This is a genomic window from Shouchella clausii, assembly GCF_002250115.1.
GTDB classification, from domain to species: Bacteria; Bacillota; Bacilli; order Bacillales; family Bacillaceae_D; genus Shouchella; species Shouchella clausii.
Genome location: NZ_CP019985.1, coordinates 3,796,877 through 3,820,881, shown reverse-complemented (window position 1 = coordinate 3,820,881; position 24,005 = coordinate 3,796,877). Strand labels below are relative to the sequence as shown.

The following is a 24,005-nucleotide window of genomic DNA, read 5'->3' as shown; positions in this document are numbered from 1 at the left end:
GCGGCTTTGTGCCGTCCTTTCAGACTGTAGACAAACGCTCGCATACTTCGTCGTTTGCCTCGGTCATATGCTTTGAAACTGTCGTTTCATGCGCAAGAAAATCGTTGCTCATGAACCCCCGTTCTATTCGCATCTTCCCTCGGCTGCACTCCTCGTCTGACAAACGTTTTCTATCAGTCTGAATGATTTTGTCGACAAAGTCGGCAACCTCACTCATTTAAGCATGAGAATGGTGAGCGTTGCTTAATTCGAGAAACCATTGCTTGTCCTTAGTCAGAAGGGCAAGCTCTTGAAGCGCGCGAATATCATCGGCTTTCAGTTTGGGAGAACATGTTTGCAAATCTTCTTCATTTGCCAAAAGCGGCTGCTTACCATTTAAGACACGCTGCTTGGTATGGAATTGGTAAATTGTTTTGATGGGGGTGTTCGCTGAATTGGACGCCACCACTTTTGCTTCGCTAATCCAACCAAGAATGCGTGCGCGGCCTGCTTTGTAAATAACCCATTCGCCATTTCCGTACATGCCAATCAGCTCCTTTTAGAGAACGTATTCACTGTAAAGAGAAAATATGCGCGAAGAATCAAAAAAGCAAAGCCACTTGTTTTTTAATTTCACGTACTGAATTAAATAGCCCAACTACATCTTCTTCAAACCATAAAATTTCACATACCGTATTATAGTGAAACAATGAGCTACAGCAAAAAAATAATCATAAAAAAGCTTTCTGGGGGAGAGGAGTAGGTATTGGAAAAATGGAAAAAACTATGTGAGGGAGACGCTGAGCATAAAAAAACATTCTGCTGGGAAAAGGCAGAATGTCGGGGAAATTATTAAGGCAGTTTCTACTATACCACAGCTTGCGCCTATTGTATAGCGGAATGAGGCTGTTAAATCAATCCAATACAAAAAAACAAGGAGTGCAATTGCCGTTAATCAAGTGTATAATAGAAAAAATCTTTTTAAATAAGCACAGCAAAGCATTAAAGGAAGAAAGTTAGGCGGCTGCTAAGCAAATTTCAGCTGTCTGAGCAACATTTTCGGTATAATGGGGAAGGGCAACAAACACCTATTGCTGATTGCTTAGCGAGCGATAGAAAAAGACAGTCAAGAAAAGAGGTAAAAAGATGAACCAGATCGAACAAGCGGAAGCGGTTTTTGTTATTTTTGGCTCTACAGGTGATTTAGCGAAACGAAAATTGTTTCCTTCTATATACAATTTATACAGAAAAGGCAATTTGAACGAGCATTTTGCTGTAGTAGGTTTAGGGCGTCGCGAATGGGGTGATGAAAAACTAAGAACAGTCGTTATGGAATCGATCCAAGAAGAACTCGGTGGGCAAAGTCCTGAAGTGACTGAATCGTTTTTAAAACATTTTTCCTATCTATCATTTGACGTCACCAACAAGGATTCCTATAGCGAGCTGAATGACAAGTTGCATATTTTGGATGAGACATTCCAAATCCCTGGGAACCGTATTTTTTATATGGCAATGGCACCTGAATTTTTTGGGCAAATTGCGCAGTCAATACATAACGAAGGGTTAAAGGACACGCAAGGATGGACTCGACTTGTAATTGAGAAACCGTTTGGCACAGACTTGCAATCGGCTATCCGTTTAAATGATGAAATACGCCAGGCATTTTCAGAAGATGAGATTTACCGGATCGACCACTATTTAGGCAAAGAAATGGTGCAAAACATTCAAGTGATTCGTTTTGCTAATGCTATATTTGGTTCATTGTGGAACAACCGGCATATCGCTAATATCCAAGTGACTTCCAGTGAGCAGCTCGGTGTCGAAGGACGGGGCGGCTATTATGAAAAATCAGGAGCCCTTCGTGATATGGTACAAAACCATATGCTGCAAATGGTGTCTCTCTTGGCAATGGATGTACCTCTTCGCTTGTCCACCGATGATATACGTAGCGAAAAAATTAAAGTGCTACGCGCATTGCGCCCGATTGTCGGCGAGAGCATTAAGGAAAATGTTGTGCGGGGGCAATATGGCCGAGGAGAGATCAATGGGCAAGAAGTGATTGGCTATTTAGAAGAAGAAAATGTGAGTGATTCGTCAAAAACAGAGACTTACGTTGCGGCAAAGTTAATGATTGACAATCATGTTTGGGCAGGCGTCCCTTTTTATATCCGCACTGGAAAGCGGATGGCGGTGAAGTCAACGAAAATCGTTGTTGAATTTAAGGAACTACCTTTAAATCTGTATAGCAAGGAAAACAAACAGACTGGGCCGAATTTGTTGATCATCCATATTCAGCCTGATGAAGGCATGACGATTGTATTGAACGGCAAAAAGATTGGCTCCGCAGATACAACGCCTGTCCATTTGCAATACAGGCATGATAGCGAAGACCGGTTTAACACGCCTGAGGCATATGAGCGGCTCCTCTTTGATTGCATGATGGGCGATGCCACAAACTTTGCCCATTGGGATGAAGTTAGTTTGTCATGGTCCCTTGTTGATGCGATCTCCAAAGCGTGGTCAGAAAGCGGTGAAAAACTGCCAACTTATAGAGCAGGTTCAATGGGGCCGAAAGAAGCGGATAAGCTTCTTGAAGCAGACGGCTTTTCATGGTGGCCTGTTGAGGAAATGTAAAATAAAAAGCTTTGGCTAAAAGTTGAATAGACTAAACGAATAAGTGGATATTATGTTCATTATATGAGCATATATCCTCTTTTTTGTTATTTAGATTAGGTTGTACATAGGATAATATATAGTAAAAAGGGAGATTTTAATGGTAGCGAAAAGCGAAAAAGAAGCTCTATTATTGGATAGCGACAAATGTTTTAAAGCGCTGCTTGAAATAATTGAATCAGTGCCTAGCAGAAAACGGACTATTACGATTGAAACTCACGAAAGAGACAAGAATTTCCGTGATATCATCATGCATCTGTATGAATGGCATACAATGCTTGAGAGATGGTATAGAGAGGGTATGGATGGAGATGTTCCATTTATGCCTGCACCGGGTTATAAATGGAGAACGATCGAGTTACTTAATATGCAAATTTGGGAAAATTATCAAGATGTAACATTAAATCAAGCAATAAAAAAGTTGAAGTTAAGTCATGAAAGAGTAATGGATCTAATTCGATTACATACAAATGAAGAAATCATGACAAAAAAATATTATAAATGGACTAAAACAAGTAACTTATATAGCTATTTTGCAGCAAACACTTTTAATCATTACAATTGGGCTATAAAAAAATGTGAAGTTATTGCGAAGGCCATAAAAGTAGGGGAAAAGCAAACGTTATGAAATAAATTACTTAAATATCGGTGTGTTAGCTGAATGAGGGAGGACATAACATATTAGTCATATACAATATGTTATGTCCTCTAATTTATCTAACTTTTTTCAGTCTAGATTTTGGTAATAGTTGGACCAAGCTCTTTTGCTGTTATGAGACGCCTTAGTCAAGCCAATTTGTATGGAAAACGCCTTCTTTGTCAATGCGTTGATACGTATGGGCGCCAAAGTAATCACGCTGTGCTTGGAGCAAGTTCGCTGGCAGACGTTCACTCCGGTAACTGTCATAGTAAGAAATGGCACTCGAAAACCCTGGTACTGGGATGCCGTATTCAACTGCTAGAGCGACCACTTCACGCAGTGCTTGTTGATACTTTCTGGAAATGTTTTCGAAGTACGGATCAAGCAGCAAGTTGTCTAAGTTGGCGTCCCGCGCAAATGCATCCGTAATGTTTTGCAAAAAGGCAGCGCGGATAATACAGCCGCCGCGGAAAATTTTCGCGATCTCTCCATATTGAAGGTTCCAATTCATTTCTAAGGACATCGATTTCAGCTGCGAAAACCCTTGGGCGTAGGAAAGCACTTTGCTGAAATACAGTGCTTGGCGAATTCGTTCGATTAATTCCTGCTTATTTCCTGTGAATGGTTTTTTCTCTGGGCCAGACAATATTTGGCTCGCTTTAACGCGTTCTTCTTTCATAGCGGAAAGGAAGCGGGCAAAGACCGACTCAGTAATAACAGGGAGAGGTACGCCTAGATCAAGTGAGCTTTTGCTTGTCCATTTTCCAGTCCCTTTTTGACCGGCTGTATCCAAAATGACATCAACCATCGGTTTTCCTGTTTCTTCATCGACTTTTGTGAAAATGTCGGCGGTGATCTCAATTAAATAACTATCGAGTTCTCCTTCATTCCATTCCTTAAACACACTGTGCAACTCTTGAGCGTTCAGGCCAAGCACGTTTACTAATAGCGAATAGGCTTCGCAAATCAATTGCATGTCCCCATATTCAATGCCATTATGAACCATTTTTACGTAATGGCCGGCACCGTCGGTACCGATGTAAGTCGTGCAAGGTTCACCATTTACTTGAGCCGCAATTTTTTCAAACATTGGCTTGACGAGTTCGTAGGCTTCTTTCTGCCCACCTGGCATAATGGACGGGCCTTTTAGCGCTCCTTCTTCACCTCCGGAAACGCCTGTGCCGATAAAATGAATCCCATGCTCCGCTGCTGTTTGGGAACGGCGTATTGTATCGGTATAATAAGTGTTGCCGCCATCAATGAGAATATCTTTTTTATCTAATAGCGGGATCAAGGAATCAATGACTTGATCTGTGACTTGGCCAGCTTGAACCATAAGCATAATTTTGCGCGGCTTTTCCAAAGAATGAACAAACTCTTCTAATGAAAAAGTACCGACTAAACGCTTGTCTTTGTTGTGGTCAAGAATTTCTTTGATTCGTTCTTCTGAAACGTCATAAAGAGAGACAGAAAACCCTTTGCTTTCAAAGTTCAAAGCTAGGCTGCGTCCCATGACACCGACGCCGACGACGCCAATATTCTGCTTTGCCATATTCTTCTTCCTTTCCAAACTTGCTTTCATATAAATCGATATGAACATACCATATGTAAGCGTTTTTCAGCAAGCTGGCCAACTTAAGAAACCTTAAGTTGACCGACTTGCGATGATCCAAGCATGGCCAAGTTTTGTCCTGAACTTTTCCATCCTCAATTGGTGCTGTTGCATTTGCGCAAAACAATCAGGGGAAAGAAGCGGTGACGGCATAAGGTCGTTGCCTTTATCGCTTTCATCTTGCTGGAGTGCTTCCGCCACTGCTTCTTTTACTACCTTTACATGGCTGAATCCATTCTCTGTCAAAGCTGCTATCCAATCTTGAGCCGTGAAGAGTGACCGAAAGCCATAACCTTTTTTCAATTCAGCGATTTCCTCTGTCGTTAGAGATTGTGTGCATATAAGCTCATTCGCATACATTTTTCCGTTAAAGGCTAGGACTCGCTTTATTTCTTTCAACGCTTTTTCTAAATCAAGGAAAGCTAGCACCGATTCCGATAACGCAATATCGACGCTATTACTTGGGATATCCATCGCTTCAATTGTTCCTTCATATAAAGATACAGCAACATTTTGTTCAGAAAAGCGCTGTCTCGCTTTTTGCAGCATGACAGGGTGTTGCTCAATCGCCCAAACGTGGCAGTCATAAATTTGCTTTAAATAAGCAGCAGTTTGCCCGGTACCGCACCCACAATCAAGGATGACGGTATCATCATCAATATCCATATTAATGATCATTTTTTTTGACTCGGCAAACCCTCCTGGGTGGGCGCTGCCAATGCCAAATGCAGCTAACATATCTGTGTAATCCATAATCCCTCTTTCCGTCCTCTTTGGTTACCTGACTAAAGGGGACTTTGTTAGAATGGGCCATCAGGCGTTTATTGCAGATTATGCAGCCGCTCTTTTATTGTGCTTATATGACAGATATGTTTCAATTGTAATCGCAAAAATGAGCGAAATAAGCGGATTTAAGCAAAAAATAAGCGGAATTTGCCTCCATGTCCTCGGATATAGCGTCTTTCTATGACAAGAGCGGCACAAAAATGTACAAAAACGGCCAATTGTGAGTAATTGTGTAATGGGAAGAAAGGACTAGGGAAGAAAGTGCCAGTTATATGTCCCTGAATTAACTTTTATTACAGTTTTATTTCGTGTTGTTTAAGAAGAGCGAAAGACGATTGTCTCCTGGCCTGAAGACTGTTACTATCCATATCAGCAAGTAATTGAAGGAGGCACTACTTTGAAAAAACAAATTCCATTCAAAGTCTTTCGCAGCATCGGGCTGCCAGTTGTGACTGCAGGGGTTATTTTCTTCAGTGCACCAACAATGGCGAACGCCATGTCAGACCGCACCCTTTCACAAGGCGACAGTGGCGAGCAAGTCGAACAATTGCAACTACTTTTGACAGACAATGGGGTTTTTGATAAAGAAGACATAAACGGAACATTTGGAAACTCCACGACTTCAGCGATTAAAGAATTCCAAGCATCTGAGGATTTGCTTGTTGATGGCATCGCTGGATTGCAAACACTAGGTGCCTTGCACGCCCTTGAACATGGCGATGAAGGCAAATTAGTTGAAGAACTGCAAGAGCAATTAATAAACTTAAACTATTATAAAGGCGAAGTGGATGGGCTATTCGGTTCCTTAACGGAACGGGCAGTGAAAAGCTTTCAGTCTGACAACGGTATTGAAGTAGACGGTATTGCTGGCCCGGCTACATACAGCAAGCTCTATTACAACCAAAAGTCAGCTTCAGCCGAGCCAATAAAAGTAGAAGAAAAGCAAGCTGAACCAACACAACAGTCAGAAGAAGCAAGCGAAGAACCGAAAGCAAATCAGAATCAAGAACAGCCTGCAACAGTAGAGGAAGAACCGGTAGAGGAACCACAAGCTGAACCACAGGCAAAAGCAGAACCGGAAACACAGCAAGAAAGTAAGAAAGAAGAGCCGGCAGAAGAATCGGCTCCTGCTAAAAGCGAACAACCAGCAGAAGAAGCTCCTAAACCTGCAGAAGACTCTAAAACTACAGAAGGCACAGCTACGTATCAAATGGAAGCTACCGCTTATTCAGCCGACTGTAATGGCTGCTCAGGTGTAACAGCAACAGGTATTGATCTGAAAGCAAATCCAAACCAAAAAGTGATCGCGGTAGATCCAAGTGTCATCCCTCTTGGCAGCCGCGTGTACGTGGAGGGTTATGGTGAAGCCATTGCTGGAGACACTGGCGGTGCAATAAGCGGCAACAAAATTGATGTCTTTGTCCCATCTCAAAGCGATGCCATTAATTTTGGCCGTAAAACAGTCAAAGTGACTGTCTTAGACTAATAAGAAAAACCGAACGATGCGCCTTTGGCGCATCGTTTTTTATGTTACAGCCAAGTTACATTCAGATTAAAAAGCTTGTAACAAGGGTTAAAGAGGGACACGAGTGAGTAGGTATGGTAGCAGATTACGAGAAAGCGAGGCGAACAAGTTGAATATTGCTTACGAGGAAAGACGCCGCCGCCACTTAGGAGAACCTGTTGAAAAAAGCGCTAAAACTAAGGGGAGATTTACCATGCCTATAAAACTTTGTTTCTTCTTTATGAGCGTACTCTTGTTTAGTTTGATTAGTTTACCTGAACAGGCAGATGCCGACACATTCAGTCCAATACACGAAGGTGAAAAAAGCGAACGTGTTGAGAAACTACAAGACTATCTTGTAGAGCACGGTTACTTAGAGGATCAAGATCGGTCCCATACATATGACAGTAAGGCAGTAGAAGCAGTTAAGCAATTCCAGCAAGACAACAACCTATTAGTAGATGGTATTGCTGGGGTGCAAACCCTTGGTTCAATGGCTGTTTTACAAGAAGGGAGCGAAGGGCCCCTTGTTTACATGCTCCAAAAAAAATTAGCACAGTTGCAATACTACCAAGCAGACATTGATGGGTACTACGGTGTATTGACAAAAGCTGCTATCACCGCTTTCCAAAAACAGAACGGCTTAGCAGCAGACGGTATTGCTGGGCCACTAACCTTTAAGGCATTGTATTATAGTGGGGCAGAACCTACTGAACAGCCAGAAAAGAAAAGTGAGAAAGCAAATGAAAACAATAATGTAGTAGAGAAAAACAAATCAAACAAAAGTGAGAATGTGGAAGAGGAAAACGAATCAAACGAAAGTACAAATGTTGACGTAGAACAGCCAGCAGAGAAAAAAGAGGAAGAGCCAGCAAACGCGACTTCTTCTACACACAAAAGCGAAGGCAAAAAGACCTTTCAGATGGAAGCAACTGCTTATACAGCGTATTGCAATGGTTGTTCGGGCACAACAGCGACAGGCATCGATTTGCGTGCCAATCCAAACCAAAAAGTGGTCGCCGTTGATCCAGCAGTCATCCCTCTTGGCAGCCGTGTGTATGTAGAAGGGTATGGGGAAGCGATTGCCGGAGATACAGGTGGGGCAATTAAAGGACAAAAGATCGACCTTTATATGCAATCGGAAGCGGATGCTTATGCATTCGGCAGGCAACAAGTAACTGTTACTTTGCTTGAATAACGAACGGTTCGTTAGATAATATCATTCAGACTGATAAAAACCGCTTGGGTCAGACGAGGAATGCAGGCAAAGAAAAGGATCAATAAATTGAGGCAACTTGCGATGTATGCGGGCGTTTGTCTACAGTCTGAAGGAAGCGCACCGCGCTTCCTTTTTCTATTTATCCTCTTTTTTCGGTTCGATGTGCACGGTCGTATGAAGGATATTATGCTTTGTTCGCAAATCCCGTTCGATTTGGTCCGCAATATCGTGGCTATCTTTTACCGTTAAAGTAGGTTTTACTTCAATTGTTACATCGGCATAAACAGAGCTGCCAACTTGGCGTGCTTTTACCATTTTCAATAGATGGACTTGCTCATTTTCCTCAATTGTATTTCTGTACCCTTCAAGCATCTTTTCATCAAAGCCATCGGTTAATGAGTGGGTGGCATCTCTAAAAATCGTCCAAGCTGTATAGCAAATAATGAGGCCAATCAGCAACGCAGTCAATGAATCAAGCCAGCCTAAATGGAAATGGGAAGCGATAATGCCGATAAGCGCCCCAAAACTGACGAGTGCATCGTTTTTATTGTCTTGAGCGGCAGCAGCGAGAGCTTGGCTATTGATCTTTTCAGCGAGCTGTTTATTGTAGCGATAGACAAAAAACATGATGACAGTGCCTCCTGCCGCTGTCCATGCAGCGACCATGCTAGGTGCTTCTGTTTCATTTGCGCTCAGAAGAGTCGTTCCTGCCTCGATTAACACTTGAATGCCAATGATTGCCATCAAGAACGCGGCCAACAAGGCGGAAATATGTTCTGCACGGAAATGGCCATACGGATGGTCTTTGTCAGGCGGCTTTTGCGAAATGCGCAAGCCAATTAAAACAGCAATCGAAATAATAATATCTGAAGCATTGTTGTAGCCGTCAGCGACGAGCGCTTGTGAAAAAAACAAATAGCCGATCGTCAGCTTTACTGCAGCCAAAAAGATATAAGCGCCTATACTAAGCCATGCGCCGGATTCCCCTTTTTTTAGTTCTTCATATCGTTTCATCAAGGCTAACCCTTTCTCCGAAAAATATCATGTTTCTTTGCGTTTCTTTATCCTACCAAACAGGTAGCGAGTGGGTCTACAGCAACATGTTTCGCTGCTCGCAGCACTATGGCTTCTATGGAACAATTTTTCCTAAAACCAACATTTCCCGTAGCAGAAACGAAAAAATAGATGAAGAATTACAGATGATAGCAAAAAGCTGTTTGAATATGTGATAATATGATATAGTAAAGTGATAATAATAACTCGTTTTATTGCCTAGTATAGACAATTAAGCAGTTTTTATTGGGGAGAATAGACGATTCGATCAATTTCATAAAGGGTAAGCATTTTTTTGTTTGTCGTCTTGTTCCTAAATCATATCATCGATGTTACTAGAGAAAAAATGAAGGAGCGCTCGTTCATGACAACACAAAAACTCGAAATTATGAAATGTACGCACAAAAAACAAAAACCCGAGTCCTCTGCTTTAGAGTTTGGCAAGTATTTTACAGACCATATGTTTATCATGGATTATTCAGAAGAAAAAGGCTGGTACAGTCCTCGCATTATCCCTTACCAACCATTAACCCTTGATCCTGCTGCAATGGTATTTCATTACGGTCAAACGGTTTTTGAAGGCTTAAAAGCGTACCGTTCTGAAGATGGGAGCGTCCGCTTATTCCGCCCAGAAGAAAACTTTAAGCGCTTGAATCAATCAAGCGACCGTTTGAGCATCCCGCCGATTGATGAAGCACAAATGCTCGCTTATTTAAAAGAATTGATCCGTATCGATAAAGACTGGATTCCTACGATGCCAGGTACTTCCCTTTACATTCGTCCATTTGTGATTGCAACAGAACCTACATTAGGCGTAGCGCCTTCACGTAATTATAAATTTATGATTATCTTGTCTCCAGTCGGCGCTTACTATAAAGAAGGCATAAACCCAATTGGCATTTTTGTAGAAGACCAATATACGCGCGCCGCACCAGGAGGCACAGGGACTGCGAAAACGGCTGGCAACTACTGTGCTGCTTACAAAGCGCAAGAGCGGGCTACAGCGAACAAACAAGCACAAGTTCTATGGTTGGACGGGATGGAGAAGAAGTACGTCGAAGAAGTAGGCAGCATGAATGTGTTCTTTAAATTGAACGGAGAAGTGCATACACCTGAATTGTCAGGCAGCATTTTAGAGGGCATTACCCGCAAAAGCGTGATTGAGCTGCTAAAAAGTTGGGAAATTCCGGTGTTCGAACGGCGGATTTCAATTGAAGAAATCGTGAGCGCAAGCAAAAGTGGTACGCTTGAAGAAGTCTTCGGTACTGGTACAGCGGCGGTCATCTCCCCGGTCGGAGAACTTTTATGGAAAGACCACAAAATCGTTGTCAACAACAATGAAACAGGAGCGTTGGCCAAACGTTTGTACACGGAATTGACAGGCATCCAAACAGGAGAACAGGAAGATCCGTTTGGCTGGACTGTCCGTTTGGAAGAAGAGGAATAACCACATCCGGAGGCAAGTATGATACGAGCTATTTTCTTTGATTTAGATGATACGTTATTATGGGATAAAAAAAGTATAAAGGAAGCTTTTAGGCAGACGTGTGCTTTGGCGGCAACGGTGCATACAGACATTGACCCGGACGCACTAGAGGAAGCGGTTCGTACTCATGCCACGGAGTTATATCAGTCATATGAAACGTACGAGTTTACAAAAATGATTGGCATTAATCCGTTTGAGGGCTTGTGGGGGGCTTTCCGTGATGACACGGAAGACTTTAACCGCCTCCGGGAAATTGCCCCTGTGTACCAACAAGCTGCTTGGGCAAAAGGGTTAGCAGAAATAGGCGTAGAAGATGGGGAATTGGCGAACCAATTGGCGACTCATTTTCCATCAGAACGGCGAAAAAACCCGTATGTGTTTGACGATACGTTTGCAGTCCTTGATGAACTGCAACAATCTTACAGGCTTTTGCTTTTAACGAATGGCTCTCCTGATCTGCAAAATACGAAATTGGAGATTACTCCTCAACTTGTCCCTTATTTTGACCATATTTTGATTTCTGGCGCTTACGGGAAAGGCAAACCGAATGTAGCAATGTTTGAGCATGCGCTGGAATTGTCAGGGACAGCGAAAGAGGAAGTGCTTATGGTTGGCGATAACTTGCATACAGATATTCTTGGCGGAAACCAAGCTGGAATCAAAACCATTTGGTTAAATCGTGATGGGGTCGAAAACAGAACCGACATTCACCCAACCTATGAAATTCGTCGTTTAAGCGAAATTAAAAACGTGATTGCCGAAAAAAAAGATTGCAGCTTGTAAAAACATATGGTTAACTTTAAATAACATAATATAAATTACAACCACTAGGGGTGCGTTTATGCTGAGAAAGGCGTTTAGCCTTAACCCTTTACCTGATCTAGGTAATGCTAGCGAAGGGAAGTGCGGTGTACAATAGGTGCTGCTTTGGTTTGCCCATGGCAGGGTCGTGTGCGTCGCTCCATCCGTTTCGGGGGAGCGTTTTTTTGTGCCCTTTCCAGTGGAAAAAGGAGACAGAAAATGAACAAAAATCGCTTACGTTTGACAGACATGATTGTGACGATTTTGATTTCGGTTGTGTTTGCGGTCGTATACCGCTTATGGACGCCAATCACGGACTTAGTCAGCCTCCCAGGATTGCAAGCAGACCAGCTGCTGTATGGCATGTGGTTTATTGCCGGAACAATTGCAGCGTTGCTGATTAAAAAGCCAGGGGTGGCGTTGCTTGCCGAAACGGCGGCTGCTTCAGGGGAATTTTTTGCTGGGTCCCCATACGGACCGTTGTTGCTGTTGTACGGCGCTTTACAAGGGCTTGGAATCGAGTTAGCTTTTGCCTTATTCAAATACCGTGTATACACGGTGTGGACAGCTAGCCTTGGCGCTGTTTTCGCTTCGCTTGCCTCCCTTGGGCTCGATTATTTTAATGCCTATTTGAGCGACTTAACGACTTGGAATATCACATTGCGCGTTGTTTTTCGCACGCTTGGCTCCATTATCATTGCTGGCTTTTTAGCATCTGCGCTTGTACGGGCACTTGAAAAGACAGGCGTCAGTACGCTTTTGCGCCCCGTTTCCCAAGCCGATTATGACTTGTTTGCCTCGAAAAGGAGTAAAAAGGATGAGTAGAGAACAGGCTGTTTCCATTAAGCAGTTGTCGTTGTCTTATCCGAATAGCGGCACGCTGTTATTTGAAGACTTGTCCATTGATATTTACTCAGGTGAGAAAGTGCTTTTGCTTGGCCCAAGTGGCTCAGGAAAATCGACGTTAGCGCATATGATGGCGGGCCTCATCCCTGGTGCGATTGAGCTCCCTTATCATGCTGAAACGCTTGCTCCCGCAAAGCAGCCTGCTATTGTGTTCCAAGATCCAGATACGCAATTTTGTATGCCTTATGTTGATGAAGAAATTGCGTTTGTCTTAGAAAACCGACGCATGCCCCGCGAACAAATGGATGTGGCGATCGCGCGCCTTTTAGCGCAAGTAGGCCTTGATTTACCTGATCGCCATTGGCCGATTGCTGCAATGTCACAAGGGATGAAACAGCGCCTTGCTATTGCTTGCGCACTGGCGGCAGAAAGCGATGTCCTTTTTCTTGACGAACCGACAGCGTTGCTCGATCCTGAAGGGACAACGCAAATATGGCAAACTGTCCGCCAAGCGTGTAGCGGTAAAACAATTATCATTATTGAACATAAAATTTCTGAAATCATTGATTTTGTTGACCGGATTGTGTTGTTTAATGAAGAGGGCCAATTGCTTGACGACGGCGCTCCACAGGAATTGTTTCAACGCTATCGCCGCCAACTTGACGAGTATGGAATTTGGCATCCATATTCGTGGAAAAACTATTTGTCTCAATACGCCACAGGCACAATAAAACAGAAGACGCACACGCCGCTTCTGGTGCTTAACAATTGGACTGCTTATCGTGGCAAACAACGAGTGGGAAAAGTGGACGAAGCGGTTGTCCATGCAGGCGACTGGGTTTGCATTACGGGCAAAAACGGTGCTGGGAAATCGACCTTTCTGTACGCTTTGATGAATTTGCTCAAATGGAAAGGCACGTATGAGCTAAATGGGGAAGCTGTCAAACAAAAGCAGTCCCTGTCTAAGCAAATTGGTTTTGTTTTTCAAAACCCAGAATTTCAGTTTGTCGCAGATTCCGTTTGGCAAGAGCTATTGGCCGGCTGCAGTAGGAAGTCAGCCAATGCCCAAGCAAAATCGTTGCTTGAGATGTTCCAATTAGCAGACAAACAAGACAACCACCCCTATATGCTTTCCGTTGGCCAAAAGCGCCGCCTTAGTGTAGCAACAGCCTTTATGGAGCCGCGGCCGCTTTTGCTGTTCGATGAACCGACATTTGGCCAAGATGCAAAAAATACATTCTTGTTGCTCGAAGCGCTAGAAGAGCGCCGCAGGCAAGGGAATGCGATATTAATGGTCACACATGATGAGATGATCGTTGACCATTTTGCCACGCATGAATGGACGATTAAAAACGGAACCCTGGATACAATAGTGGCGCGCACGCGCAATAGAACAGGGGGTGACGTAGGTGGAATACAAATGGAAAGAGACATGGCTTAGCCGTGTGAATCCAAGTTTAAAATTAGTGACAACGATTATTGGCTTTATTGCGATTATTTTCGTGCATAATCCTAACGCGTTGCTTGTCTTGTTTCTAGCGTCCCTAATTTTGCTTTTCTGCTTTTCTGGCCATCCTCGCAAGTTTGTGTTGTTATACTGTCTGCCATTTTTGTTGTTGTTTATTTCCTCTTCCAGCGCGATGGTTTTATTCGGAAAAGGGGAAACGACGTGGTTTCAGTATGGGCTGATCCATATAACGGAGGAAAGCTTTTACCGGGGCATCCATTTAGGTTTACGTGCGTCCACATTCGCCGTGCTTGGTCTGTTGTTTGCTTTAACAACAAAACCTGTGCTGCTGTTTTATTCGCTCATGCAGCAACTAAAACTACCAGCAAACATAGCCTATTCGTTTATGGCTTCGATTCGAATGCTGCCCATTATGGTAAGCGAGTTTCAAACGCTTCACTATGCGTACCGCATTAGAGGCCTTGATCTTGGAAAAGGCGCAACAGGCTTTTTAAAGAAAATGCGTTTTTATAGTGTTCCATTATTGGCGCAGGCCATACGGCGTGCTCAACGGATCGCGATTGCTATGGAGGCTAAACAGTTTAACGGGACAGCGAAACGAACATATTTTTATAAAATCGGCTATTCAAAATGGGATGCGCTTTTCCTTACTACATGTTTTGCGTTCGTAAGCGCAAGTGCCTTGCTTGGAGGGCTAGAATGGTTTTTGCCTGTAGGAGATGTACGTCACTATGAATAACGGCCAATCTATGCTTAAATAAAGGAGGATGCCTGGAGAAAGGACTGTCACAATGGAACAACAAAAAGCGCTTGATCTGTCTTTTTTTGAACAATCAACAATCGAAGTAGCAAAACGGCTCATTGGCATGCATTTGGTACACGAGTTAGACGGCGTAACGTTGGTAGGCCGAATAACGGAAACCGAGGCATATTTAGGGGTGCTTGACCGAGCGTGCCACAGCTATGGCAGACGGCGGACAAAACGGACAGCTATTTTGTATGAAGAAGCTGGAAGATGTTACACGTATACGATGCATACCAATTGTTTGTTAAACGTTGTATGTGAACAAAAAGGACAGCCAGAGGCTGTGCTCATTCGTGCAATGGAACCTATTAGCGGCATCGAAGAAATGGAGCGACTGCGGAGCAAACCACATACAAGCCGTGAATTTGCAAATGGACCAGGTAAATTAACGAAAGCAATGGGGATTACTATGGCAGACTATGGCCGCCTTTTAACCGAACCTCCGCTCTATTTTGCGAAAGGTGACAACACAGACGCATCCATTGTAGCGACAAAACGTATCGGCATTAAAGGCGCCGGTTCATGCAGCCACCACCCATGGCGGTTTATAGATGGAAACAGCCGTGCTGTATCTGCTTATCGGCCTTGATCGAACGTGATGACGGAGAAAGGAATGGGAGAATTGGAAATACAATCGTTAGCGGTGTTTTGTGGGTCTAGTGCTGGCAAAGACCCAGTTTATATAGAACAGGCGACAGCCTTTGGCAAACTCCTCGCCGAAAATGAAATTACCCTTGTTTATGGCGGAGCGCAAGTAGGTTGTATGGGGGCCGTTGCCAATGCTTGTTTGCAAGCGGGGGGTCGTGTCATTGGCGTGATTCCCAAAAAACTGCAAAATGTAGAAATTGCGCATGACAAATTGTCTGAGCTGTATGTTGTCGATACGATGCACGAGCGAAAAGCGCTCATGGCTGAGCATGCAGATGCCTTTGTTGCCTTGCCAGGAGGAGCAGGAACGCTTGAAGAATGGTTTGAAGTGTTTACTTGGATTCAGCTAGATTACCATCAAAAGCCATGCAGTTTATTAAACGTAGCCGATTTCTTCAATCCGCTTTTGGCCATGCTTGATCATACAATTGAACAAGGGTTTATGGCTGAAGCATATCGAGATTTGTTTATCGTCGAGAAGGAACCTCAAACGCTATTGGAGCGGTTACAAGGGTATCGTCATCAGCATGTATCAAAATGGACAGAGAATGGATGAAAGAGAGGGGCGATGCTCCTCTTTTTTTGAGGTGTGCTTTAAAGGGAAGCAAAAAAGCCCTCATTTGTTAATGTCCCCTTTAAGTAGACATTCAAAAAAACCTTCATGTTACCATGGAGGAAAGAATGCTACTTGGAGGGGTTTTTTCTATGGCAAAGAAAGGACAAACGTTTAATAGCTATTCGGAGGAATTTAAACATCATGCCGTCATGAGATACGTAAATGGGTCTAAGAGTTATAAAGTGTTGGCAGAAGAATTGGGAATCCGTCACTGCAGTCAGCTTAAAGTGTGGGTTAAGAAATGGAAAGAGGGAGTACCGTTTGATGAGCGCAAAGGAGTCTCTACCCCTTTAAAAGGCAGGCCTAGGACTACATTCAAGTCGGTTGAAGAAGAAAGAGATTATTTAAAAGCACAGGTTGAATTTCTAAAAAAGCAGTATCCAAATCTGGTAAAGGAGGAGAAAACATACCCAGAAGAATGAAATATGAACTGGTTGATGAGTTAAGGGGAACGTACCCGGTCTCTTGGCTGCTGGAGATTGCCTATATCAAACCGGCCAGCTATTACAAATGGAGAAAAACCAATAGTAAACGGGAAGAGAAGACTAGGGGTGAACAAGACATTCGAGAGCACATCTTAGGGATTCACTTTATGCATCCTGAATTTGGCCGGCCTCGTATGACAGACGAATTACATGAAAACGGGTATGTAATCAACCACAAGAGGGTCTACAGGCTGATGAAGGAAATGAACATACAATCCGTCATCCGAAAGAAGAGAAAACGGCACGGTCATCGTCCTTCTATCCTCTTCCCTAATCGCCTTAAAAGGCATTTCAAGGCGGCAGGACCGAATCAAAAGCTGGTAACGGATATCACCTATGTGTCTGTTGGAGAAGAATTTTATTATGTATCGGTCATACAGGATCTCTTTAATAACGAAATAGTAAGCTGGGAGCTATCTAAGAGAAATGATCTGGAACTTGTGTTACATACAGTAGAAAAATGGACAAAGAAAAAAGACGTAGCTGGAGCCGTTCTCCATTCAGATCAAGGCTTCCAGTATACGTCAAAGCTATACAGCAGCCGATTAGAGGATTATGGCATCAAGGGTAGCCACTCTCGAAAAGGCAACTGCCTGGACAACGCCTGTGTAGAATCGTTCTTCTCCCACCTCAAAACCGAGAAGCTGTATATAAATAAGTGTAAGTCAGAAGAAGAACTAGAGCAAACTCTTGAGGACTACATCTATCATTACAATTACAAACGAAGACAAAAGAAACTAAAGAAACGCGCGCCGATTGAATATCGACACGCGCTCACTGCTTAGCTTTTTATGTTGTCTACTTGACAGGGACAAGACCTCATTTGAGGGCTTTTTTTATTAACGAAGGCTTCCAGCGCCAACGTAGTGGCTGCTCCAGTAAGAGCTGCTCAAGCTTGCAGTTTGAACACCGCTAGAACCCGCGTGAACAAATTGACCGTTTCCTACATAAATGCCAGCGTGCGTTATGTACGAACCAGAATTGTATGTGCCGGTGAAGAAGACAACATCTCCAGGGCTAGGGTTAGACGTTTTAGCAGATGCATCGTAGATTGCTTGTGCTGTTCTTGGAATAGAAATTCCTTGAGAATTATAGACGTAGTTGATGAAGCCACTGCAATCAAATCCACTTGGAGTCGTTCCGCCCCATACGTAAGGAGCACCAATTTGGCTTTGCGCAACTCCTACTAGACCGCCACTGTTGCTAGGAGCACTTGTAACAGATGTACCAGCAACGGATGTGCTTACTTCTTCATTTACTTCATTAGAAGAAGAGTCAGATTCAGATGTTGAAGCAGTTGAAACAGAAGCTGTTGACTCGCTTGAAGCCGTTTCACTTGTAGCTGTTTCATTTGAAGCTGTTTCATTTGAAGTAGTGCTTTCTTCAGAAGCAGAGGCAACTTGTCCACCGTTATCAAGAGCTTTCTTAGTAGCTGGGCCTACAATGCCGTCAGCTGCAAGGCCGTTATTTGCTTGGAATTCGCGAACTTCTTTTTCCGTTTGCGGTCCGAAAATGCCGTCAGCAGGGATGCCTAATTTTTCTTGGACTTCACGAACGGTTTCATTACGATCACCGAAACGGACAGTCGTAGAAGTTGATTGTTCTTGAGAAACTGTATTTGATTCAGAAGTTGTTTCCGATTGTGCTTGGTTTTGGTTCTTTTCGGCTGCGTTTACTTTGTTCATGTCAACGCTAGCGTCTGCAGATTGACTTGTCGCAACGGAAGCTGTGCCAGCTAGTCCAACTACGACTGAAGTACGTACGATTAATTGTTTCATATTTGCCTTAAACATATTATTATTCCCCCATAAGTAAATTAATAAACTTGATTTGATTTCATGTAATCTTTTTCCCAAGTCCTAATTTAACGTATGAACATCACAGTTTCTTTTAAATAAAATTACAATACGGTTACAAATGGTTTTCTTTACCTGCAATTCTCGTAATATTCCAGCATGAATAGACACGAATGTTCTGGAAAAATGCCATATTGGAAGGGAAATTCTTGTTTTAATATGGTAGAAATGCTCTATATTTGGCGGGGGAAATAAGTAGAGAGATTGCTATATTACCTGCTGTTTTTAAATCTACTTTTTACATGTTGGCGGCATAAAAGGGCAACGTGTAATAAAACGCTGCCCTTTTCAAAAGTAATCTGAAAACCAAGGTTTGTTATCCGGGATGATCGCTTCTAAATAGGCGATCGTTTCTTCGTTCGCTTCAAGGCGACCTATTTCTTTTAAAGTGGATGCTCTTTTATAGTTTAACAAAAGCGTGACAAGTGTTTGGATGTCTGTTGTAACGTCTGCCTTTATACCGTTTTCGATTGTTACTCTCTTTTTGTTGGCAAATGATAGGACGAACGTTCCGTTGTTCCACTCTAGCAGCGGATCAGAAATGGCAAAAGTGAGTTTGCCGTTCGCTTGCGAAGTAAATGGAAATGAAGCAAGGAAACGTTCTACGTCTACTATGCGCGCCATGTAATAAGGAGAGATTTTTTCTTCAATTTCACTGTCTTCCAAAAAGAAGGATAACGGCTCGTTTGTAAAGATCTTTCCTTTTACGTAATAAACCATGGAAAAATGGGCGCCAATGAAATTCCAAATCCCGCGACGGGCCTCTTCATTGTTATAAATCATTTCTTTGACATAAAACGTTTCGTTTTCAACTTTGTAATACATAAAGCCAGTCGGTTTGTCGTGCTCATCATAGTAGACGCAACCTGTCAGTTCGTCGCGTTCCCATTTAAAATGCTCCTCCCAAGCAAGGCGATTGCGAATCATCGCGCCGTTTGCTTTTTGCGAGAATTGGGCATACACCGTACGGATGTCTTTGTCTGCAAATTCCACCCGTTCAATTCGGCCTGGAACATCATAAGGTTTAGGGATTTGCGTGTCTCTTACCGTATAAGTAATGACATCAGAAATGATCTCCCAGCCTTTTTTGCGGTAATAGGGAATCGAGTAAGGGAAAAGGTAAGAAATCGTTTGGCCACGGTTTTTCATGTTTGTTAAGCTTTTCTTCATTAAGTCATTCATTAAGCCAAGGCCTGCATATTCAGGGTAAGTGCCCACTCCTGTAACGCCGCCCATTTGAAAAGGTTGGCCATGGATGTTAACCGAAAATGGGTAGACGACCATTTGTGAAACGAGTTGATCGCCTGAGAACCAGCCTATCACATCACAATGGTCAATAATTGGCTTTTTCCATGCTTGCATTTGTAGTTCGCCTATTTCGGAAACATCTTGGTTGGTCACTTGGAAGACATAGTTCAACAGATCAATAGATTGCTGCATATCCGCATTCCTAACAGGGCGGATTTCCAGTGAATCTCTGCGATTACTAGCCATGATTGTCAAATCCTTTTCTACATGTAATTTTTCTAAAAAGATGCTGGTTTATCTGCGCAAAGTGTGCGCGTCAAAAAAGCATACGTATCAGCAATTGTTTTGCATGCTTCTTGTTGACTACCGCTGTCATACAAATATGTTTGTTCAGCAGCTGATTCAATTAAGCCAATAGCTAATTTGGCAAAACGGGTGGCAGGAAGGGGGAGGCGGATCGTCCCTTGTTTATCGGCTTGCTCAAGGAAAGCGGTCATCCATTCGTAATAAGGTTCATAAATCAGCTCCCATTGCTGCAAATAATCGCTTGCTGCTAGGCCTGTGTAAATGATTGCAAAAATGCCACGGTATTCCTTTGTCAACGAAAATGTGCTTTCAATTAACTGATGCAGCTTGCTATGGAAATCCTCTTTCTTGGTGACATCTTGTTCTATCCGTTCCAATGTCTTGCCAACCATTATTCGGGCAAGTTCCGGCATGAGTGCGAGTTTGGACGGAAAGTAGAGGTAAAACGTTCCTTGGGCAACGCCCGCCCGTTTCACAATATCGGATACTTTCGTTTTTTCGACGCCATTTGCTTGAAACTCTTCGAGTGCAGCAGCAATGATTTTTTGTTTTTTATCCATAGCCAACTCCTCTGACTGATTATCAGTCATTTTATCGCAATCGAAGAGGCAAAGTCAATTCGTCTACATTGAAACGGTTCGCTACCTTCGCTACAATAAAGGCGAAGCGCACATATAGAAAAGAGGGCTTATAATGGAAACAAGTGTGACATTATCGGTTTTAAACTTGGCTCCCGTCCGCGAAGGAATGGGCGTGAGCGACGCACTAAGGCAATCAATCAAATTAGCCCAAAAAGTAGAAGAATTCGGCTACCACCGGTTCTGGGTGGCAGAGCACCATAATATGCCAGGGATTGCAAGCTCTGCTACCGCTGTGCTTATTGGGCAAATTGCAGGCGCCACGAAAACAATTCGTGTTGGTTCTGGGGGGATCATGCTTCCGAACCATGCCCCACTAACGATTGCAGAACAATTTGGAACGTTAAACGCCCTTTACTCAGGGCGCATTGACTTAGGCCTTGGGCGTGCGCCAGGAACCGACCAGCTAACGGCCCATGCGCTTAGACGCCACGGCCAAGATGCGAATGACTTTCCTGAGCTTGTAGAAGAGCTGCAAGCGTATTTCCAACCAGAAAGCGCGACAAAACGTGTCCGCGCCTACCCAGGAGAAGGAGAAAATATTCCCATTTGGCTGCTTGGCTCCAGTGGGTTTAGTGCTAGGCTTGCAGGTGAAATGGGGTTGCCGTTTGCTTTTGCCGGTCACTTCGCACCTCAACATATGATGCCAGCATTAATGGTTTATAAAGAATCCTTTAAACCTTCTGCTGTATTGGCTGAACCATACAGCATGGTGGCGGTTAACGCGATTGTTGCGGAAACAGCCAAAGAGGCAGAAGTGCTTGCTTCGAGTCTGTACCAGCAGTTTTTGGCGATGATCCGCAACCGGCCAGGCAAGCTGAAACCTGCTGTAGAAAATATCGATGACATATGGACACCTTACGAAAAGCAAATGGTGATGGAACAATTAGGTGGCTCTTTTATTGGCACAGCTGCTGATGTCCACGACCGGTTGCTGCGATTTGCCGAAAAAACAGAAACAAACGAGTTCATGTTGCATAGCACTATTTACGATGAGCAGAAACAATATGAATCGTTTCGTCTCCTTGCTAAGCAATTTGGGCTCCTTTCCTAATAGTGTTATTGAAAAAGCTTGATCAAAATGGTCAAGCTTTTTTTGTATGCAAATCCATGTTGGGAAATATTTCTATTTGTCCAGTTGCTGTCATAGACTTTATAACAGCATGCAAAAATAGGGGGTGAGCACATGCTTCTGCTGTACCAATTGCTTGTGTGGTTGACCGTATTAGGGCTGGGGCTATATGTATTTGCGTCTTGGCGGTGGGAAGAGGAGACGAAAAAACGGCTCCCGATCATACGAAGATTATGGTATGCATGGTTTGTCGCTGGAGCAGCATTTACGTGGACGTTTTACCCGGAGAGTATTTTTACAGAGTGGAATCACTATCTAATTGTTGCTTTGCTTTTCGTTGTTGTCGACGCCTTTGTTTTTTTGAGCGCTTACGTGCAACGAATTGGTTCCAATATGTTTACAATCGATACCGGCCAACTGATTGAAGCAAACGACCAAGTGCTCAAAGCGCAGCAAGACAGGCTAAAAGCTTTTTTCCGTTTACTAAAAAGTGACTCGATTAACGTCTATTACGGAGGGCAGCGTGCATATATTACCGGTGTGAGAGAAATTCTAGCAAGGTTTGCCGACAAGACGGAAATCCAAGCAAGCGTCTTTCCTTTCATGACACAAGGCGATAAAGATCATTTGCTTGTGCATTTCAAAGACCGCACGACGGTAAGAGCGACACTGGAAAGACAGGATGTTTACTACGGAGAAAAAGATAAACTTGTTTTCATTCCTGTGATTTTACAAGGTGAGAGCCATGTCATTAAACTGTCTTCTGAAGAGCGGCTTACCGAATTCGATGCACTCTTGTTTGCCTCACTTGTGGCCATTTATGATCTTTTGTCTCAAGGCGGGGATGAAGATCAGTATGAAGAATGATTGGGAAAAAATAGGCATAGCCATTCTCACCGATGAAAGCATGCAGGAATAGTCTATCTTATAATGAGTTGAGTGGGTGAAGGGTTGATGAAGAAGACGACAAAGAAATCAACTAACAGCGTGCTTCCTGGGTTTGCTACCTCTCCGTACACGGCTGATTTACAAAAAAAGAACAAAGAAGCGATTCAGCTTTTTAAGAAATGGAAATCGGACAAAAAACGGAAAGCGCGCTAGGCAGAATGGAATCGTCCATTCTGCTTTTTTGTGTTTAAGTTGCCAATCCCTACAAAATTCGATACGGTAAAGGAAGACTAAATGAAAGAAGGATTCTTGTGATAAAACTTAGTGTCCTAGACCAAGTTCCTCGCTCCAGTGAGACAACAAATGAAATTGCTTTAAAGGAAACAGCCGACTTGGCTCAAGCAGCTGAAAGCATGGGCTATTTCCGTTACTGGGTGGCCGAACACCACGATTTGCATGGCTTGCTTTCGCCAAGCCCAGAAATTTTACTAGCCTACATCGGTGCTAAAACCAACTCAATTCGCTTAGGAGCTGGAGCGATCTTGCTTCCTCATTATGCCCCTTTTAAAGTGGCAGAGTCTTTTCATATGCTTGCCAACCTTTTTCCAGGGCGGATCGACCTTGGCTTGGGCCGTTCGCCAGGGGGTTCGGCTGAGGCAGCGGAAGCCCTTTCTGGCAACTTTATCGAACGCATTCATACGATGGACGAGCGTATGACGGAGCTAATGCACTTTCTTAACCGTGATTTTCCGGAAGGGCATAAATACGCTTCCTTACAAGCTGTGCCTCTTCCTTATGAACCGCCGGCGGTGTATATGCTTGGAACGTCTAAAAAGAGCGCTGCCTTAGCGGCTAAACATAACCTCCAGTATGTTTATGGCCATTTTATGGATGATCAAAACGGTCAAGATGTCATTGCCCACTATCGGAAGCGTGCGAATCAGGCTACAAAGCCAATTGCTTGTGTGTTTGTGCTATGCGCGGAATCGAACGAAAAAGCGAGGCAGCTTTACCGCTCTGTGAGGCTATGGCAAACAGCCAATCAACAAGGGAGGATGATGGTCGCTATCCCGACTGAGGCGGAAACGGCTTATTTTCTCTCCCAGTTGAACGAAGAAGACCGTGCTGCTGTAATGAATGTGCCATCAACAGCTATTGTGGGCGACAAACAGCATGTGAAAGAACGCCTTGATGCCATTGCTAATGAGCTTCATGTTGATGAGTTGATGGTGTTGACGCATGCGCCTGAGCTTAGTGATCGCCTCCATTCGTACCGACTATTGGCGGAAATTTACCCACAACTTGTTTCATTATAGGCCCACTATAAGCGCTGCCCATGTGTTCTGGCGGCGCTTTTTCCTCTTCTTCAAAAGTAG

24 protein-coding genes and 1 riboswitch are annotated in these 24,005 nt (G+C 43.5%); of the genes, 17 read left to right on the top strand and 7 right to left on the bottom strand.

Features of this window, described 5'->3' with window-relative positions; translation table 11 throughout:
• Positions 1–217: 217 nt before the first annotated feature.
• Entirely contained in the window at positions 218–523 is a 306-nt protein-coding gene (locus BC8716_RS18645) for a hypothetical protein (protein WP_094428149.1), read from the bottom strand.
• A 602-nt stretch (positions 524–1,125) separates the two neighbouring features.
• Here BC8716_RS18645 and zwf point away from each other — a divergent pair.
• Together zwf and BC8716_RS18635 are read left to right on the top strand one after the other, a co-directional pair.
• Complete coding sequence (gene zwf, locus BC8716_RS18640; protein WP_094428147.1) at positions 1,126–2,613, top strand: glucose-6-phosphate dehydrogenase; 1,488 nt, start codon at positions 1,126–1,128, stop codon at positions 2,611–2,613.
• Between the two features lie 139 nt (positions 2,614–2,752).
• A complete protein-coding gene (locus BC8716_RS18635) occupies positions 2,753–3,280 on the top strand; it encodes a ClbS/DfsB family four-helix bundle protein (RefSeq protein ID WP_094428145.1) in 528 nt (175 codons plus the stop codon).
• A 154-nt stretch (positions 3,281–3,434) separates the two neighbouring features.
• Here BC8716_RS18635 and gnd read toward each other — a convergent pair whose 3' ends face one another.
• On the bottom strand, positions 3,435–4,844 hold the full coding sequence (gene gnd, locus BC8716_RS18630; protein WP_094428143.1) for an NADP-dependent phosphogluconate dehydrogenase: 1,410 nt from the start codon (positions 4,842–4,844) through the stop codon (positions 3,435–3,437).
• Positions 4,845–4,937: 93 nt separating this feature from the next.
• Positions 4,938–5,657: a class I SAM-dependent methyltransferase gene (locus tag BC8716_RS18625; RefSeq protein ID WP_094428141.1), complete on the bottom strand. Its 720-nt coding sequence runs from the start codon at positions 5,655–5,657 to the stop codon at positions 4,938–4,940.
• Between the two features lie 430 nt (positions 5,658–6,087).
• Here BC8716_RS18625 and BC8716_RS18620 point away from each other — a divergent pair, with 430 nt between their 5' ends.
• Both BC8716_RS18620 and BC8716_RS18615 read left to right on the top strand, forming a co-directional pair.
• The gene (locus tag BC8716_RS18620) at positions 6,088–7,176 is read left to right on the top strand and encodes a peptidoglycan-binding protein (RefSeq protein ID WP_094428139.1); all 1,089 of its coding nucleotides are present in this window, start codon (positions 6,088–6,090) and stop codon (positions 7,174–7,176) included.
• 232 nt (positions 7,177–7,408) lie between these two features.
• Positions 7,409–8,392, top strand: coding sequence for a peptidoglycan-binding domain-containing protein (locus BC8716_RS18615; protein WP_094428137.1), 984 nt, complete (start codon positions 7,409–7,411; stop codon positions 8,390–8,392).
• Between the two features lie 156 nt (positions 8,393–8,548).
• On the opposite strand, the gene BC8716_RS18610 is transcribed toward BC8716_RS18615, so the two are convergent.
• Positions 8,549–9,427 (bottom strand): cation diffusion facilitator family transporter, encoded by an 879-nt coding sequence (locus BC8716_RS18610; protein ID WP_094428135.1) that lies wholly within the window; start codon positions 9,425–9,427, stop codon positions 8,549–8,551.
• A gap of 403 nt (positions 9,428–9,830) precedes the next feature.
• Between BC8716_RS18610 and BC8716_RS18605 the strand changes: the two genes are divergently transcribed.
• The 9 genes from BC8716_RS18605 to BC8716_RS18570 all read left to right on the top strand — a co-directional run bounded on the left by BC8716_RS18605 (position 9,831) and on the right by BC8716_RS18570 (position 17,406).
• Complete coding sequence (locus BC8716_RS18605) at positions 9,831–10,913, top strand: branched-chain amino acid aminotransferase (protein WP_062746919.1); 1,083 nt, start codon at positions 9,831–9,833, stop codon at positions 10,911–10,913.
• Between the two features lie 18 nt (positions 10,914–10,931).
• Positions 10,932–11,735: an HAD family hydrolase gene (locus BC8716_RS18600; RefSeq protein ID WP_094428133.1), complete on the top strand. Its 804-nt coding sequence runs from the start codon at positions 10,932–10,934 to the stop codon at positions 11,733–11,735.
• Positions 11,736–11,771: 36 nt separating this feature from the next.
• Positions 11,772–11,871, top strand: a riboswitch (TPP riboswitch).
• 101 nt (positions 11,872–11,972) lie between these two features.
• Positions 11,973–12,578, top strand: a complete 606-nt coding sequence (locus tag BC8716_RS18595) for an ECF transporter S component (RefSeq protein ID WP_094428131.1) — start codon at positions 11,973–11,975, stop codon at positions 12,576–12,578.
• Positions 12,571–14,040: an ABC transporter ATP-binding protein gene (locus tag BC8716_RS18590; RefSeq protein WP_094428129.1), complete on the top strand. Its 1,470-nt coding sequence runs from the start codon at positions 12,571–12,573 to the stop codon at positions 14,038–14,040. The genes BC8716_RS18595 and BC8716_RS18590 overlap by 8 nt, the downstream gene beginning before the upstream one ends.
• On the top strand, positions 14,009–14,806 hold the full coding sequence (locus tag BC8716_RS18585) for an energy-coupling factor transporter transmembrane component T family protein (protein WP_094428127.1): 798 nt from the start codon (positions 14,009–14,011) through the stop codon (positions 14,804–14,806). The genes BC8716_RS18590 and BC8716_RS18585 overlap by 32 nt, the downstream gene beginning before the upstream one ends.
• A 52-nt stretch (positions 14,807–14,858) precedes the next feature.
• On the top strand, positions 14,859–15,461 hold the full coding sequence (locus BC8716_RS18580) for a DNA-3-methyladenine glycosylase (RefSeq protein ID WP_094429296.1): 603 nt from the start codon (positions 14,859–14,861) through the stop codon (positions 15,459–15,461).
• Between the two features lie 24 nt (positions 15,462–15,485).
• Positions 15,486–16,076, top strand: coding sequence for an LOG family protein (locus tag BC8716_RS18575; RefSeq protein ID WP_245849938.1), 591 nt, complete (start codon positions 15,486–15,488; stop codon positions 16,074–16,076).
• Between the two features lie 149 nt (positions 16,077–16,225).
• Positions 16,226–16,558: a transposase gene (locus BC8716_RS23085; RefSeq protein WP_406550706.1), complete on the top strand. Its 333-nt coding sequence runs from the start codon at positions 16,226–16,228 to the stop codon at positions 16,556–16,558.
• Positions 16,555–17,406 (top strand): IS3 family transposase, encoded by an 852-nt coding sequence (locus tag BC8716_RS18570; protein WP_406550707.1) that lies wholly within the window; start codon positions 16,555–16,557, stop codon positions 17,404–17,406. The genes BC8716_RS23085 and BC8716_RS18570 overlap by 4 nt, the downstream gene beginning before the upstream one ends.
• A gap of 54 nt (positions 17,407–17,460) precedes the next feature.
• Here the strand turns inward: BC8716_RS18570 and BC8716_RS18565 are convergent, their stop codons facing one another.
• From BC8716_RS18565 to BC8716_RS18555, 3 genes are all read right to left on the bottom strand, one after another.
• Positions 17,461–18,414, bottom strand: a complete 954-nt coding sequence (locus BC8716_RS18565; protein WP_094428125.1) for a C40 family peptidase — start codon at positions 18,412–18,414, stop codon at positions 17,461–17,463.
• 351 nt (positions 18,415–18,765) lie between these two features.
• Positions 18,766–19,971 carry a GNAT family N-acetyltransferase gene (locus BC8716_RS18560; protein WP_094428123.1) on the bottom strand — a complete coding sequence of 402 codons (1,206 nt, stop codon included), beginning with the start codon at positions 19,969–19,971 and terminating at the stop codon, positions 18,766–18,768.
• A 32-nt stretch (positions 19,972–20,003) separates the two neighbouring features.
• Entirely contained in the window at positions 20,004–20,591 is a 588-nt protein-coding gene (locus BC8716_RS18555) for a TetR/AcrR family transcriptional regulator (protein WP_094428121.1), read from the bottom strand.
• A 133-nt stretch (positions 20,592–20,724) separates the two neighbouring features.
• Here BC8716_RS18555 and BC8716_RS18550 point away from each other — a divergent pair, with 133 nt between their 5' ends.
• The 4 genes from BC8716_RS18550 (at position 20,725) to BC8716_RS18540 (ending at position 23,945) form a co-directional block, all read left to right on the top strand.
• A complete protein-coding gene (locus BC8716_RS18550; protein WP_094428118.1) occupies positions 20,725–21,723 on the top strand; it encodes an LLM class flavin-dependent oxidoreductase in 999 nt (332 codons plus the stop codon).
• A 132-nt stretch (positions 21,724–21,855) separates the two neighbouring features.
• Positions 21,856–22,608 carry a type II toxin-antitoxin system SpoIISA family toxin gene (locus BC8716_RS18545; RefSeq protein WP_094428116.1) on the top strand — a complete coding sequence of 251 codons (753 nt, stop codon included), beginning with the start codon at positions 21,856–21,858 and terminating at the stop codon, positions 22,606–22,608.
• A gap of 87 nt (positions 22,609–22,695) precedes the next feature.
• Positions 22,696–22,842, top strand: coding sequence for a hypothetical protein (locus BC8716_RS22390; RefSeq protein ID WP_156323101.1), 147 nt, complete (start codon positions 22,696–22,698; stop codon positions 22,840–22,842).
• Positions 22,843–22,940: 98 nt separating this feature from the next.
• Positions 22,941–23,945 (top strand): LLM class flavin-dependent oxidoreductase, encoded by a 1,005-nt coding sequence (locus tag BC8716_RS18540; protein WP_255222674.1) that lies wholly within the window; start codon positions 22,941–22,943, stop codon positions 23,943–23,945.
• Positions 23,946–24,005: the final 60 nt, after the last annotated feature.

What these genes read in the sequence shown, in the direction of transcription:
- BC8716_RS18645 (WP_094428149.1), bottom strand. Translation starts at nt 523, where the DNA reads ATGTACGGAAATGGCGAATGGGTTATTTACAAAGCAGGCCGCGCACGC.
- zwf (WP_094428147.1), top strand. Translation starts at nt 1,126, where the DNA reads ATGAACCAGATCGAACAAGCGGAAGCGGTTTTTGTTATTTTTGGCTCT.
- BC8716_RS18635 (WP_094428145.1), top strand. Translation starts at nt 2,753, where the DNA reads ATGGTAGCGAAAAGCGAAAAAGAAGCTCTATTATTGGATAGCGACAAA.
- gnd (WP_094428143.1), bottom strand. Translation starts at nt 4,844, where the DNA reads ATGGCAAAGCAGAATATTGGCGTCGTCGGCGTCGGTGTCATGGGACGC.
- BC8716_RS18625 (WP_094428141.1), bottom strand. Translation starts at nt 5,657, where the DNA reads ATGGATTACACAGATATGTTAGCTGCATTTGGCATTGGCAGCGCCCAC.
- BC8716_RS18615 (WP_094428137.1), top strand. Translation starts at nt 7,409, where the DNA reads ATGCCTATAAAACTTTGTTTCTTCTTTATGAGCGTACTCTTGTTTAGT.
- BC8716_RS18610 (WP_094428135.1), bottom strand. Translation starts at nt 9,427, where the DNA reads ATGAAACGATATGAAGAACTAAAAAAAGGGGAATCCGGCGCATGGCTT.
- BC8716_RS18605 (WP_062746919.1), top strand. Translation starts at nt 9,831, where the DNA reads ATGACAACACAAAAACTCGAAATTATGAAATGTACGCACAAAAAACAA.
- BC8716_RS18600 (WP_094428133.1), top strand. Translation starts at nt 10,932, where the DNA reads ATGATACGAGCTATTTTCTTTGATTTAGATGATACGTTATTATGGGAT.
- BC8716_RS18595 (WP_094428131.1), top strand. Translation starts at nt 11,973, where the DNA reads ATGAACAAAAATCGCTTACGTTTGACAGACATGATTGTGACGATTTTG.
- BC8716_RS18590 (WP_094428129.1), top strand. Translation starts at nt 12,571, where the DNA reads ATGAGTAGAGAACAGGCTGTTTCCATTAAGCAGTTGTCGTTGTCTTAT.
- BC8716_RS18580 (WP_094429296.1), top strand. Translation starts at nt 14,859, where the DNA reads ATGGAACAACAAAAAGCGCTTGATCTGTCTTTTTTTGAACAATCAACA.
- BC8716_RS18575 (WP_245849938.1), top strand. Translation starts at nt 15,486, where the DNA reads ATGGGAGAATTGGAAATACAATCGTTAGCGGTGTTTTGTGGGTCTAGT.
- BC8716_RS23085 (WP_406550706.1), top strand. Translation starts at nt 16,226, where the DNA reads ATGGCAAAGAAAGGACAAACGTTTAATAGCTATTCGGAGGAATTTAAA.
- BC8716_RS18570 (WP_406550707.1), top strand. Translation starts at nt 16,555, where the DNA reads ATGAAATATGAACTGGTTGATGAGTTAAGGGGAACGTACCCGGTCTCT.
- BC8716_RS18565 (WP_094428125.1), bottom strand. Translation starts at nt 18,414, where the DNA reads ATGTTTAAGGCAAATATGAAACAATTAATCGTACGTACTTCAGTCGTA.
- BC8716_RS18560 (WP_094428123.1), bottom strand. Translation starts at nt 19,971, where the DNA reads ATGGCTAGTAATCGCAGAGATTCACTGGAAATCCGCCCTGTTAGGAAT.
- BC8716_RS18555 (WP_094428121.1), bottom strand. Translation starts at nt 20,591, where the DNA reads ATGGATAAAAAACAAAAAATCATTGCTGCTGCACTCGAAGAGTTTCAA.
- BC8716_RS18550 (WP_094428118.1), top strand. Translation starts at nt 20,725, where the DNA reads ATGGAAACAAGTGTGACATTATCGGTTTTAAACTTGGCTCCCGTCCGC.
- BC8716_RS18545 (WP_094428116.1), top strand. Translation starts at nt 21,856, where the DNA reads ATGCTTCTGCTGTACCAATTGCTTGTGTGGTTGACCGTATTAGGGCTG.
- BC8716_RS22390 (WP_156323101.1), top strand. Translation starts at nt 22,696, where the DNA reads ATGAAGAAGACGACAAAGAAATCAACTAACAGCGTGCTTCCTGGGTTT.